Source organism: Microvirga lenta, from assembly GCF_020532555.1.
Classification (GTDB): Bacteria; Pseudomonadota; Alphaproteobacteria; order Rhizobiales; family Beijerinckiaceae; genus Microvirga; species Microvirga lenta.
In genome coordinates this window covers 209,610-222,463 of the sequence record NZ_JAJBBR010000004.1, presented here as the reverse complement: position 1 = coordinate 222,463, position 12,854 = coordinate 209,610, and the positions used below count along the sequence as shown (strand labels likewise).

Annotated in this window: 13 protein-coding genes; 6 read left to right on the top strand and 7 right to left on the bottom strand. The window is 69.0% G+C overall.

Annotated elements, in window-relative coordinates; genetic code table 11:
• Positions 1 to 56 precede the first annotated feature (56 nt).
• The 3 genes from LGR44_RS06800 to LGR44_RS06790 form a co-directional block, all read right to left on the bottom strand.
• A complete protein-coding gene (locus tag LGR44_RS06800; protein WP_226738655.1) occupies positions 57 to 590 on the bottom strand; it encodes a hypothetical protein in 534 nt (177 codons plus the stop codon).
• Between the two features lie 65 nt (positions 591 to 655).
• Entirely contained in the window at positions 656 to 2,092 is a 1,437-nt protein-coding gene (locus LGR44_RS06795; protein WP_226738652.1) for a M20 family metallopeptidase, read from the bottom strand.
• Positions 2,093 to 2,298: 206 nt separating this feature from the next.
• Positions 2,299 to 3,843, bottom strand: a complete 1,545-nt coding sequence (locus tag LGR44_RS06790) for a helicase HerA domain-containing protein (protein WP_226738649.1) — start codon at positions 3,841 to 3,843, stop codon at positions 2,299 to 2,301.
• A 183-nt stretch (positions 3,844 to 4,026) separates the two neighbouring features.
• On the opposite strand from LGR44_RS06790, the gene LGR44_RS06785 reads away from it, so the two are divergent.
• The gene (locus LGR44_RS06785) at positions 4,027 to 4,269 is read left to right on the top strand and encodes a hypothetical protein (protein ID WP_226738647.1); all 243 of its coding nucleotides are present in this window, start codon (positions 4,027 to 4,029) and stop codon (positions 4,267 to 4,269) included.
• 6 nt (positions 4,270 to 4,275) lie between these two features.
• On the opposite strand, the gene LGR44_RS06780 is transcribed toward LGR44_RS06785, so the two are convergent.
• The gene (locus LGR44_RS06780) at positions 4,276 to 5,778 is read right to left on the bottom strand and encodes an MDR family MFS transporter (RefSeq protein ID WP_226738645.1); all 1,503 of its coding nucleotides are present in this window, start codon (positions 5,776 to 5,778) and stop codon (positions 4,276 to 4,278) included.
• 194 nt (positions 5,779 to 5,972) lie between these two features.
• On the opposite strand from LGR44_RS06780, the gene LGR44_RS06775 reads away from it, so the two are divergent.
• The 4 genes from LGR44_RS06775 (at position 5,973) to LGR44_RS06760 (ending at position 9,597) form a co-directional block, all read left to right on the top strand.
• The gene (locus LGR44_RS06775; protein ID WP_226738643.1) at positions 5,973 to 6,521 is read left to right on the top strand and encodes an ankyrin repeat domain-containing protein; all 549 of its coding nucleotides are present in this window, start codon (positions 5,973 to 5,975) and stop codon (positions 6,519 to 6,521) included.
• A gap of 82 nt (positions 6,522 to 6,603) precedes the next feature.
• Positions 6,604 to 7,797, top strand: coding sequence for a winged helix-turn-helix domain-containing protein (locus LGR44_RS06770; RefSeq protein ID WP_226738641.1), 1,194 nt, complete (start codon positions 6,604 to 6,606; stop codon positions 7,795 to 7,797).
• A 493-nt stretch (positions 7,798 to 8,290) separates the two neighbouring features.
• Positions 8,291 to 9,052, top strand: a complete 762-nt coding sequence (locus LGR44_RS06765) for a phosphatase PAP2 family protein (RefSeq protein ID WP_226738639.1) — start codon at positions 8,291 to 8,293, stop codon at positions 9,050 to 9,052.
• Positions 9,049 to 9,597, top strand: a complete 549-nt coding sequence (locus tag LGR44_RS06760) for a regulatory protein RecX (RefSeq protein WP_226738637.1) — start codon at positions 9,049 to 9,051, stop codon at positions 9,595 to 9,597. The genes LGR44_RS06765 and LGR44_RS06760 overlap by 4 nt, the downstream gene beginning before the upstream one ends.
• A gap of 39 nt (positions 9,598 to 9,636) precedes the next feature.
• Here the strand turns inward: LGR44_RS06760 and LGR44_RS06755 are convergent, their stop codons facing one another.
• Positions 9,637 to 9,786 (bottom strand): hypothetical protein, encoded by a 150-nt coding sequence (locus tag LGR44_RS06755; protein ID WP_226738634.1) that lies wholly within the window; start codon positions 9,784 to 9,786, stop codon positions 9,637 to 9,639.
• Positions 9,787 to 9,858: 72 nt separating this feature from the next.
• Between LGR44_RS06755 and LGR44_RS06750 the strand changes: the two genes are divergently transcribed.
• Positions 9,859 to 10,281 carry an OsmC family protein gene (locus LGR44_RS06750; RefSeq protein WP_226738632.1) on the top strand — a complete coding sequence of 141 codons (423 nt, stop codon included), beginning with the start codon at positions 9,859 to 9,861 and terminating at the stop codon, positions 10,279 to 10,281.
• A gap of 241 nt (positions 10,282 to 10,522) precedes the next feature.
• On the opposite strand, the gene LGR44_RS06745 is transcribed toward LGR44_RS06750, so the two are convergent.
• Both LGR44_RS06745 and LGR44_RS06740 read right to left on the bottom strand, forming a co-directional pair.
• Positions 10,523 to 11,506 (bottom strand): TRAP transporter substrate-binding protein, encoded by a 984-nt coding sequence (locus LGR44_RS06745; RefSeq protein ID WP_226738630.1) that lies wholly within the window; start codon positions 11,504 to 11,506, stop codon positions 10,523 to 10,525.
• A 33-nt stretch (positions 11,507 to 11,539) separates the two neighbouring features.
• Positions 11,540 to 12,853, bottom strand: a complete 1,314-nt coding sequence (locus LGR44_RS06740; RefSeq protein WP_226738627.1) for a TRAP transporter large permease — start codon at positions 12,851 to 12,853, stop codon at positions 11,540 to 11,542.
• Position 12,854 lies beyond the last annotated feature (1 nt).

Below are 12,854 nucleotides of genomic sequence, written 5' to 3'. Positions count from 1 at the left end.
AAAGAGACCTTGCGAGGATGCAAGAATTCCTGATCCTCCGTTACGGAGGCCGTGCTCTATTGCTCGCTGGGCCGGTGTCGACCCGGCACGAAATGATCCACCAGGATGTTCGCCACGTGCCACCGCCCGTTCTCCTGGGTCACGTAGATGACGAACGGCTTCTTCTCTCCGTTCGCGCGAACCGAGTACCTGTAGAAGGCAAATCCGAAATGGCCGCTTGCCGACTTGGCCGTCGACGTCGTCGTGCTTCGGCCAAAATCCCGGTGCTGCGCGAAGAACGGGACCACGGCCCTGTCGAGATGGCGTTCCACATTCTCCCGGCCCGATGTCTGGACGCTTGTGGGACTCACCATCCGAAGGAGTTCGGCGGTGTTTCCCGCCCTCGCCGTCTCGATGAACGTCGAGGCCAACGCTTCGGCCTCCCTGCGCATCGGCTCCCGGGCCATGTAGCCTTCGAAGGAATCGTCGTTGGGCTTCCAGGGATCCACCCCTTGGGCTTGCGCCGAAGCGGCGCCCCAGAGCAGGATCTGCAAGCCGAGAACCGAGCGGCTCAGGCATCGTGCGAGACGGCATTCCTTGTTCAAGAGCATGTTCTCTCCCTCATGAGCAGATACGATATGTTATGTCGTACGGCCGATGAGGGAGGTGCGGATTCTCACGCCGCCTTGGCGCGCAGGTCGTCCGGGGTGACGTCGTCCGGGATCGGGCAGATATAGGCGCGGCCGCCGGTGCGCTCCGTCAGCTCCGCCTTGGCGCGGGCGATGAGATCGGGATTGCGCAGGCAGTCGGCGGCGGTGGCCGCCATGGCCTTCGCCGCGAGCACCATGCCCTTGTGCGCGGCGGGCAGGTTGCCCTGCGCCACGAGCTGCCAGGTGTGGAACGGGGTGCCAATGGCGAAGCACGCCGTGTGGCACTGGACCGTGGGCACGATCCAGCTCACGTCGCCCACGTCGGTGGTGCCCATCATCACCTCCTCGCGGGTCGGCATGGAGAGCACGCCGTCGTGGAGCACCTTCGTCCTCAGCGACATGTCGTGCGGCTTCACGCTCGCCAGGATCTCCTCGTCGGTGAGGGACGCCGCCCGCAGCTTTTCCGCGAAGGCGAAGTCGGCCTCGTCGAAGGCCGGCGGCCCGAGGCGCTTCATGTTCTCGTACATGGCCTCCTGCAGGGCCTTGTTGGGAACGACGTTCGACGTGGCGTCGGTGATCTGCACCGTGACGCTCGTCTCCGTCATCAGGCATGCGCCTTCCGCGATCTTTTTCACGCGCTCGAACAGGCGCTCCGCGTCGGGCAGGTGCGGCGAGCGCACGAGATAAAGGGATTCCGCTTGAGATTGCACCACGTTGGGCGCGTCGCCGCCCGTATTGGTGACCGCGTAGTGCACGCGCGCGTCGGAGGGCATGTGCTCGCGCATGTAGTTCACGCCCACATTCATCAGCTCCACCGCGTCGAGCGCGCTGCGGCCCACATGCGGCGCGGCGGCGGCGTGCGAGGCGCGGCCCCGGAAGCGGAAATAGGCCTGGATGCAGGCGAGCGACGACGTGGTCTGGACCTCGTTGACCACGCTCGGATGCCAGCAGAAGGCGGCGTCGAGATCGTGGAACAGGCCTGCGCGGGCCATGAAGGTCTTGCCCGATCCGCTCTCCTCGGCCGGGCAGCCGTAATAGCGCACGGTTCCGGCGATGCCTTCGGCCTCCAGCGCATCCTTGAGCGCGACGGCCGCGAGCGCCGAACCCGCGCCCAGAAGATTGTGGCCGCAACCGTGTCCCGGCGCGCCGGCGACGGTGGGCCGGTGCGCGGTGATGCCGGATTCCTGCGCCAGGTCCGGCAGCGCGTCGTATTCGCCGAGAATGCCGACGACCGGTCCGCCGCTGCCGTATTCGGCCACGAAGGCGGTGGCCATGCCGCCCACGTTGCGGGTGACGCGGAAGCCCTCGGCCGTGAGCATGGCGATCTGCTCCGCGACCGATCTGTGCTCCTCGAAGGCGAGTTCGGGCGTCGCCCAGATGCGGTCGCTCAGGGCGCAGTAATCGGCAGCCTTGGCGTCCACGCGGCGGGCGATTTCGTCGAGGCTCAGGCGGTCGTTGTGCATTCCACTCTCCTTGCACCGACCGTCATTCCGGGGCGGCCGAAGGCCGAGCCCGGAACCCATATCCACCGTCGTCGCCGAAGAAGAGCGGCGCGAGGTCCGCACATTCTGAAGCGCCGATGTCTATGGGTTCCAGGCTCCGCTGCGCGACCCCGGAATGACGGGTGGGGATGTCCGGCCCGAACCTGTATCCGCAAACCCGTCCAATGTCAGCCGACCGCGAACAGGTCCCGGCTGTCCGAACTCGCCACCGGCTCCTCGAAGGCGTTCGGGTCGCCGGGGCCCGTCTCCCAGCCGAGATCGGGCAGCGCGATGATGCGCAGGCCCCGCGGGTCGTTGCGGGTCACCACGATGTTGCGGGTTTCCATGTAGGCGATGAGACGCCGCGCGCGGCCGGGGGAGCGGCTGCCGCAGGCGCGGGCGATCTCGCCGTCCGGCGGGCAGGGCGAGCCTTCCAGGGCGGCGCGGGCGAGGAGCAGGAACACGCCCTGGATGTCCTCCGCGAGATCGGCCGCATAGGCGATAGCGCGGTCCCATTCGGTGCCCTCGGCGGTGGCCGTGTCGACGCCCGCGCGCGCCACTGCGAGGCGGCGGCGGAAGGCGGGCAGGCTCAGGGGCTCGCCGCTCACGCGGCGGATGCGGCAGCGCACGAGGAAGTCCTGGTAGAGCACCGCCACCGTGCGGAAGGCCGCCTCGGGATCGTCGAGGATCTCGCGCAGGATGGCGTCGAGCGCCGCCTCGCGCTCGGCCTTGCTCTCCTCGGTCGCCTCGGCCTGCGGCTCCGGCGCGGCGGCCGGCCGCGTGCGGGCGAGCTGGGCGAGAAGATCGTTGGTGGAGGGGGCCGGCGGCGGCGGGGGCGCGCGGCGCGGCATGACCGGGCGCGCGGGCTCGTCCTCGCCCGGCTTGAAGATGAGGTCGCGCGCCTCCTCCTTCGGCTGCTCGGGGAGCGGCACGAGCTTGAAGCTGCCGCTGCGGGCCGAGGTCTCCACGTCGCCGATGCGGATCGGCACCGGGCGGCGCGACAGGGCGGGGCCGAGCGCCACGAAATGGCCGCGCTCCAGGTCGCGGAACATCTCCGCCTGGCGGCGCTCCATGCCGAGGAGATCGGCGGCGCGCGCCATGTCGATGTCCAGGAAGGTGCGGCCCATGAGGAAGTTGGAGGCCTCCGCCGCCACGTTCTTGGCGAGCTTGGCGAGGCGCTGGGTGGCGATGATGCCGGCCAGCCCGCGCTTGCGGCCGCGGCACATGAGGTTGGTCATGGCCCCGAGAGAGACCTTTCTGGCCTCGTCCGACACGTCGCCCGCGGCGGCCGGGGCGAAGAGCTGCGCCTCGTCGACGACCACGAGCATCGGGTACCAGTAGTCGCGGTCCGCATCGAACAGGCCGCCCAGGAAGGCCGCCGCGCAGCGCATCTGCGCCTCGGCGTCGAGGCCCTCCAGGCTCAGCACCACCGAAACCCGGTGCTGGCGCACGCGGGCGGCGATGCGCTGGATGTCGCCCTCGCTGCGGGAGGCGTCCACCACCACGTGGCCGAACTTGTCGGCGAGCGTGACGAAATCGCCCTCGGGGTCGATGATGGCCTGCTGGACGAGGGATGCGCTCTGCTCCAGGAGCCGGCGCAAAAGATGCGACTTGCCGGACCCGGAATTGCCCTGGACGAGCAGACGCGTCGCCAAAAGCTCCTCCAGATCGAGCAGAGCCGCCGTTCCTCCAGGTGCGGAGGACACCACTCCCATGTCGATGCCGACCTTCATCAGCCTCCCTCGTGTCGTTTCAAGAACCGGCCCGTACCTAACACGCCCGAACGCCCGAAAGTGCCGGGAGTCGCGGAATGCTCCACAATCTTGAGGCGCTATCCCCAGGCATGAGGCCGCAGGCACCCTGAAACCGGGCGGTAACGGAAGCATTAACCGTGGGTCAGCCTCCCAGGAGAAAAAATGCCGCCTTCCCTCACCGTCAGCCGGGTTCTTCCCGACAGCCCGATTCTCTCCTGGGAGGTCCCCGGCCTCTCCGCCCAGACGACGGGCGCCCCGCTGTCCGGCAACGACCAGGGCACCCGCCCGCCGCCTCCGGGCGAGGCGCGCACGGAGAGCCTTTTCGCCTATGTGGGAATGGGCCTGTCGCTCCTGATCGTCATCGCGGCCGTGTGGATCCTGATCCGGCGGCGGCGGCGGCGCTGACGAGGATCAGTCGGCGATGGCCGCCTCGGCGGCCTTGATGGCGCTGCCCTTCAGGGGCCGCTCCTCCATGGCGAGCAGGAACGCGAAGGCGAGGCCGAAGCCGATGACCGCCGCCATGAAGACGTAGCTGAACACGTCGGACAGGTTGATGCCGCTCCGGGCCGCCGAGGCCGCCAGGGACTCGAAGCTGGCGGCGCCCACCATTCCGGTTCCGCTGAGCACGATGGCGCCGAAGATCGCCACGATGAAGGCGCCGCCGAGCGAGCGGAAGAAGTTCGCCGCCCCGGTGGCGGTTCCGAGTTCGTGGGGCGAGACCGCGTTCTGGATCGCCACGGTGGAGACCGGCAGGAGAGTGCCCAGGCCGATGCTGATGACCGCGAGGAGTCCCTCGACCCCGAGCAGGGAAATCCCGTTGCCGAGAACTGCCAGCACCGCCGTGGCTGCCATGGCGACCACCAGGCCGACGACGGGCAGGCGCTTGTAGTGGGTCACCTTCGCCATCATGCGGCCGGAGAGCGTGGCTCCCACCACCGTGCCCGCCATGAGCGGGATCAGCGCCAGGCCCGACAGGCTGGCCGAGAGGCCGCGCACGGTCTCGAAATAGACCGGCAGATAGATGGTCAGCCCGATATAGGTGCCCATGCCGAAACAGGCGGAGAGCGTGCCCATGCGTACCACCGGGTTGTGCAGCACGCCGGGCGGGATCAGCGGCTCGGGCGCCAGGCGCATGCGGATCGCGAACAGGACCCAGATCACGGCCGATCCGGCGAAGAGGGAGACGATCGGCCACGAGCCCCAGGGATAGCGCAGGCCGCCCCAGCTCAGGGCCAGCAGCAGCGAGACGGTCGCCGCCACCATCAGGAAGGCGCCCAGGAGGTCGAGCCGGTGCGGCCGGTCGAAGCGCGGCAGCTTCTTGAGGCCGTGGAAGGCGATGAAGAGGGCGATGAGCCCGAGGGGCAGGTTGATCCAGAAGATCACCGACCAGTGCAGGTGCTCGGCGAAGAAGCCGCCCAGCACGGGGCCGAGCAGGCTCGACGTCATGAACACGCTGGCGAAATAGACCTGATAGCGCCCGCGCTCCCGGGGCGGCACGAGATCGGCCACGATGGTCTGGGCGAGCGCGATCAGGCCGCCGCCGCCGAGCCCCTGGACCCCGCGGGCGAGGATGAGCGCGATCATGGTCGGGGCCAGCGCGCAGGCGATGGAGCCCAGGATGAAGACGACGATGCCGATCAGCATGGTGACGCGCCGGCCGTAACTGTCGCTGAACTTGCCGTAGAGAGGCGTCACGGCCGTGGCCGTGAGGAGGTAGACCGTCACCACCCAGGGCAGGTGCTCGAGGTCGCCGAGCTCGCGCCCGATGGTCGGCAGGGCGGTGGCGATGATGGTCTGGTCGAGGGCGGCCAGCAGCATGGCCAGCATGACGCCGAGGATGATCGTACGGATCTCCGCCTGGCTCAATGTGTCCCCCCGGCCGGGCCGCAGGGTCTCTCTCGTGCGCTGATCCATCGTTTCCTTCGCCTTGCTGCAGCCGATTTAGGGGAGAGTAGCCGCCTTGTCTCAAAACCTGGATGCAGGGCTGATATGCGTTCGCGCCCGTAGAGGAATCGCGCCGGAAGAATTCATCGCAGGCTAGGCACGGATCGGGGCGGCCGCCATATCTCCGTTCCCACGACCTGTTTTCGCCAGACCCGGAGGCCCCCGTGCAGCCCGAGAACCCGTCCCAGCCGCCGGCCCTCGACGACGAGACGCTCGCCTTCGCCCAGCGGGTCTTCCAGCACACGAGGGAGGGGCGGACCGAGGAGCTGGCCCCGCTGCTCGACATGGGCCTGCCGCCGAACCTGCGCAACGAGAAGGGCGACAGCCTCCTGATGCTCGCCTGCTACCATGGCCATGCGGAGCTGGCGCGGGCGCTCCTGCGGCACGGCGCCGATCCGGACCTCGCCAACGACCGCGGGCAAACGCCCCTCGCGGGAGCGGCCTTCAAGGGCGACGCGGCGACCGCGCGCCTGCTGCTGGAGCATGGGGCCGGGGTCGACGTGACAGGAGAAGGCGGCCGGACCGCCCTGATGGTCGCGGCCATGTTCAACCGCACCGAGATCGTGGAACTCCTGCTCGCCCACGGGGCCGACGCCTGCGCCCGCGACGCAAGCGGCCTGACGGCCGAGGCGGCCGCCCGGGCGATGGGGGCGTCGGAAACGCCGGAGCAGCTCGTCCGGTGGGTGCGGGAGCACGGCTCCGCCGAGACATGAGGATGCGAAGCCGCCCGGTGCCGTCCCCCTTGCCGTCCGGCGCCGCATGGCGCTAGCTGTGCGAGACCATCCGCATCCCGCCATGACCGCCCGCACCCGATTTTCCCGCTCCCAGGCCCGGCGCATCGCGCTGGCCGCTCAAGGCCTCGGCGAGGCGCGCCCCGCCGCGCCGACGGCCCGCCACGTCGCCCGTGTGCTCGACCGGTCGAGCCTGCTCCAGATCGATTCGGTGAACGTGCTGGTGCGGGCCCATTACATGCCGCTCTTCTCGCGGCTCGGAGCCTACGACCGGGAGCTCCTGGAGAGGACCGCCTATCATCCCAAGAAGCGCGGTGCCTTCGAGTATTGGGGCCACGAAGCCTCCCTGATCCGCCTCGACCTCCACCCCCTGTTCCGCTGGCGCATGGCCCGGGCGGCACGGGGCGAGGGCATCTATGGCGGGCTCGCCCGCTTCGGGCAGGAAAAGCGCGCCTTCATCGAGGAGGTCCGGCGCGAGATCGAGGATCGCGGTCCCATGGCGGCCGGCGAACTCAGCGGCGGCCACAGGGGCCAGGGCTCCTGGTGGGGCTGGAGCGACGGCAAGCGGGCGCTGGAATGGCTGTTCTGGGCCGGGGAGGTCACCACCGCGACGCGGCGCGGGTTCGAGCGCATCTACGACCTGCCGGAGCGGGCGCTGCCCGCCGCGATCCTGAACGTGCCGACGCCGCCCGAGGAGGAAGCGCAGCGCGAGCTCCTGCGGCTCTCGATCCGCGCGCTGGGCATCGCCAGCGATCGCTGCCTGCGCGACTATTTCCGCATCGAGCCCACCGACGCCAAGGCGCGCATTCCCGAACTCGTGGAGGCGGGCGACCTGGTTCCCGTGACGGTCGAGGGCTGGCCGGGACCGGTCTATCTCGACCCGCAGGCGAGGCTTCCGCGCCGGATCGACGCGCAGGCTCTCGTGTCGCCCTTCGATCCCATCGTCTGGGAGCGCACCCGCACCGAGCGCCTGTTCGATTTCCGCTACCGGATCGAGATCTACACCCCCGCCGAGAAGCGCGAATACGGCTATTACTGCCTGCCCTTCGTGCTGGGCGAGGCCATCGTGGCGCGCCTCGACCTCAAGGCGGACCGGGCCGGGAGACGGCTCCTCGTCCACTCGATCCACCCGGAAGTCTCCGTGGCGCCCGAGGAAATCGCCCCCGCGCTGGGCGACGAGCTGCGCCTGATGGCCCGGTGGCTGGGGCTCGGCGACATCGTCGTGCCGAAGGATTGGCGCCAACGGCTGGAGCTGTGAAAGCGGCCTCGCGTGATGTCGTCGTGTTTCGAGGCGGGCTTGGCTCCGCCCTGCTCTCCTCCCCACGGACCTCGGGCTTGCCGGAAGCGCCGCGTTGCTCTCCTCCCCACGGACCTCGGGCTTGCCCGAGATCCGCATCCTCTTGCGCAAGTCGGGAACACCCGACTTGCGGTGGGGAGGAGGTGGAGGTGGGGGTGTGGGCGCCACACCGTCATAGGCTATCGCTCACACCCCCACCCTGGCCCTCCCCACAAGGCGGAGGGAATACGCATCGCGCTGAACACCGCCACATCCACGACGTCCTCTGTTTGCCTCTGCGCGTCATCCCGAGAAGCCGCGACAGCGGCGTCTCGGAGGATCCGGTGCACTCCGGAGACGCCCTCGTTCGAGACGGACCCGACGGCGGGCGATTGCCATCCGGGATGCGGGCTTTCACAATCCGGTCGCGGTGTTCGTCGGCGCGCCCCACTCGCCAGACCGGCCGCACCCCTCTATGTCTGCCACGATGAACAACCTCGTCGCTCCCGCCACCCGCATCTGGACCCGCCTTCGCCTGAACGAGCTGGGGCCCCTGATCTCGCTCGCGGGCTTCGGCTTCTTCGCCTGGGCCTTCATGGAGCTCGCCGACGACGTGAGCGAGGGGGAAATCCATGCCCTGGACCAGTCCCTGCTGCTCGCCCTGCGCGATCCCGCGAACCTGGCCAATCCCCTCGGGCCCGGATGGCTGGAGGAGGCGGCCCGGGACATCACGGGGCTCGGCGGCTACGCGATTCTGAGCTTCCTGACCCTGGCGACGGTGGTCTATCTGCTGATGGCCGGGAAACGGGGGGTGGCGCTCCTCGTGGTCGCCGCGATCGTCGGCGGAGCCCTGCTCTCCCACGGCCTGAAGCTCGGTTTCGAGCGACCCCGTCCCGATCTCGTCCCGCACGCGACCCAGGTCTACACCGCGAGCTTCCCGAGCGGCCACGCGATGCTCTCCGCCATCACCTACCTGACCCTCGGCGCCCTGCTCGCCCGCGTGCAGAAGAGGCGGCGCATCCGGGCCTTCATCATGGGCCTCGCCGTCACCATGACTCTGCTCGTGGGCGCAAGCCGCACCTATCTCGGCGTCCACTGGCCGAGCGACGTGCTCGCGGGGTGGTCGGTCGGAGCCGCCTGGGCCTCCCTCTGCTGGTTCGTCGCCCTGCAGCTGCAGCGGCGAGGCCAGGTCGAGGACCCGGGCGAGACGACCGCATCCCTCTCCGGCCCGTCATGACGGACGGCGACGGGAAACCGGTCCGGAAGGTCCCGCGCAAGGTCACGCCCGCCTATCTGCAGCGGGCCGCGATGGCCTATCTCGAACGCTACTCCTCCTCGGCCGAGAACCTGCGGCGCGTCCTGCGGCGCAAGGTGGAGAAGCGCTGCCGCCTGCGCGGCGAGGACCCGGCCGAGTTCCACGAGGCCATCGACGAGGTGGTGGCGAAGAGCCTGCGCAGCGGCCTCATTGACGACACCCGCTACGCCCAGGCCCGGGTCGCGACGCTGCGCCGCCGCGGCGGCTCCGCCCGGGCGATCGGGGCCAAGCTCGCCGCCAAGGGCGTCGACCGTTCCACCATCGCCGAGGCCCTGGAGGGCGAGGAGGGCGACGAGGAGAGCGCCGCCCGCGCCTTCGCCCGCCGGCGCAAGCTCGGCCCCTACCGGCCCGGCGAGCGCACGCCCTACCGCGACAAGGACCTTGCCGCGATGGCCCGCGCCGGCTTCCGCTTCGACGTGGCCCGCGGGATCGTCGACGGGGAGCGGGACGAGGACATCCCGCATTGACGATGGACCGGCCGGACTAGATCAGCCCCGCGCCCACATTCACCGCGAGCGCTCGCGCATCTCGCCCATGGACGACCGGGCGGCCATGAGCCCGACCGGAACGGGATAGCAGATGACGCCGATGTTCCAGGCCACGAGGGCGGAACCGAGCCGCCGCGGGCGCAGGCGGGCGATGCTCCCGTCTTTCACGTGGCGACCTCCATATCCCCTTCGCGGCGGCGTGCTCTACATGTCGCTGCGTAACCTCACAAGGAGACGATCATGAACCGCAAGGCAAGAGCCGTTTGGCAGGGCACGGGCAAGGACGGCAGCGGCCATCTCTCGGCCGATTCGGGCGTCCTGTCCAACACGCCCTACTCCTTCAAGACCCGGTTCGAAAACGAGAAGGGGACCAATCCGGAGGAGCTGATCGCCGCGGCTCACGCGGGCTGCTTCACCATGGCGCTCGCCTTCCAGCTCCAGAACGCGGGCTTCAACCCGACCGAGCTCGCCACCGAGGCGGTGGTGTCCCTCGAGCAGGAGGGTGGCGGCTTCACGATCAAGAAATCGGCCCTGACCCTGAACGCGAACGTGCCCGGCATCGACCGCGGCAAGTTCGAGGAGCTCGCCCGCGCGGCGGAGAAGAACTGCCCGGTCTCCAAGGTGCTCAACGCCGAAATCACCATGGATTTCACCCTGGCGTGAGACGTTAGGCGGAGGCCGCGTGGATGTGGCCGTGATAACGCGACCTCCTTCCCTCCCCCTTGTGGGGAGGGTCAGGGTGCCGGCGCCGGACCGTCATAGGCTATCGCTCACACCCCCACCTCCACCTCCTCCCCACAAGGGGGAGGAGAGCAACGGGGGCGCTCTCGAATAGCTCGATCAGGCCCAATCCCTCACCTTGCGCCCCGCCTCTCCCCGGCGGGAAGAGGCGGGGCCGCTTCCGTCAGCTTCCGGACTTCCTGTAGGCGTCGACGATGGCTTGGCCCTCGGAGCCGGCCTTGTTGAGCCAGTCCTGGGTGAGCTGGTCGCCGATCTTCTGGAAGCCAGCCTTCAGCTCGGGGCTCGGCGGCTGGACCTTCATGCCCTTGGCGGCGAGCTGCTCCATGTACCACTTGGTCTTGTCCTGAGCCATCTGCCAGCCGCGCTCCTCGGCCTTCTTGGCGGCGGCGAGGATCGCCTCCTGGGCCGGCTTGTCGAGGGCGTCGAAGGCGGCCTTGTTCACGAAGACCATGTTCTTCGGAAGCCACGCCTGGGTGTCGTAGAAATGGCTCAGCGACTCCCACACCTTAGTGTCGTAGCCGGTGGCGCTCGAGGACATGAAGGAATTGACCGCGCCGGTGGCGAGCGCCTGCGCCAGCTCCGCCGCCTGGATGGTGACGGGCTGCGCGCCGACGAGCTCCGCGATGCGGGCGGTGCCGACGTTGTAGGCGCGCCACTTGAGGCCCTTCATGTCCTCGACGGTGTTGATGTCCTTCTTGGCGAAGATGCCCTGCGGCGGCCACGGGGTCGCATAGAGCAGCATCAGTCCCTGACCGGCGAGCTTCTTCTCCACCGCCGGGCGCTGCGCGTCCCACAGCTTCTTGGCCTGGTCGAACGAGGTGGCGACGAAGGGCACCACGTCGAGGCCGTAGATCGGGTCCTCGTTCTCGTGCAGCGACATGATCACCTCGCCGATCTGCGCCTGCCCGGTCTGGACCGCGCGCTTGATCTCCGGCGCCTTGAACAGGGAGGCGTTCGGATGGACCGTGATCTGCAGCTTGCCGCCGGTGGCCTCGCCCACGTCCTTGGCGAAGAGGCTGAGATTCTCGGTGTGGAAGTTGTCGGCCGGATAGGCGGCTGGCAGGTTCCACTTGGTCTGCGCCATGGCGGGCAGGCTCAGCATGAGCGCGCCGGCAAGGCCGAGGGATAGTCTGGTCCAGTGTCTCATCGTGGTTCTCCTCTGGTTGTTCTTGAACGGCTCCTATTCCGGAAAGGCGAGCCTCGGCAGGTAAAGCGCAATGTCCGGAAAGATCGTGATGATGGCGAGCGCCGCCACGAGCAGGAAGAAGAACGGCACCGCCGCCTTCGCGACGCTGAAGCTGTCGCGCCCGCTCATGTTCTGCAGCACGAAGAGATTGAAACCCACCGGCGGCGTGATCTGCGCCATCTCCACCAGGATGATGAGAAAGACGCCGAACCAGATGAGGTCGAACCCCGCCTGCTTCACCATGGGCAGCACCACCACCGTGGTGAGCACGATCATGGAGATGCCGTCGATGAGGCAGCCCAGGATCACGTACATGACGGCGAGCGCCGCGATCAGCGTGTAGGGCGAGAGGTTCTGCGCCTCGACCCAGGTGGCGAGGGCGGCGGGAATGCCGGTGAACGCCATGGCGGCGGTGGTGAAGGCCGCGCCCGCCAGGATCAGCATGATCGTCACCGTGAGCCGAGTCGCGCTGAGCACGCTTTCCCTGAAGGTCTCCCAGGTGAGCGTGCCGGACCACCAGGCGAGCGCAAGGGCGCCGAGCACGCCCCAGGCGGCGCATTCGGTGGCGGTCGCCCAGCCGAGCAGGAGGGCGGCGAAGATAAGGCAGATGAGCAGGAAGACCGGCAGGAGCCGGGCGGAGCTGCGCAGCTTGAACAGGAAGGACGTGCGCGGCTCGCGGGCGGGCGTCCGGTCCGGGTTCAGGAGCGACCAGACGAGGATGTAGCCGGAATAGAGCCCCATCACGAGCAGGCCCGGCAGGAAGCCCGCGAGGAAGACCTGGATGACCGAGACGTTGGCCGCGATCGCATAGACCACCATCGGGATCGAGGGCGGGATGAGCAGGCCCAGCGTGCCCGAGCCGGCCAGGCTGCCCAGCGCCATCATGTCGTCGTAGCCGCGCCGCTTCAGCTCCGGCAGGGCGATCTTGCCGATGGTGGCGCAGGTGGCGGCCGACGAGCCCGAGACCGCCGCGAAGACGCCGCAGCCGACCACGTTCACATGGAGCAGCCGCCCCGGCAGCCAGTTGAGCCAGGGCGCGAGCCCCTGGAACATCTGCTCGGACAGGCGGGTTCGGAACAGGATCTCGCCCATCCAGATGAAGAGCGGCAGCGCGGCAAGCGTCCAGGAGGCGGAGCTCGACCAGACCGTGGTCGCCAGGACCGGGCCGATGGGCACGCTGGTCGCCGTCATGGCCGCGAAGCCGACGACGAGGAGCGCGATGCCGATCCAGACCCCGAAGGCCAGGAGCGCGGCCAGGAGGCCGAAGAGGATGGCGGCGGTGGTGACGAGGCTGAGATCGGCAAGCATC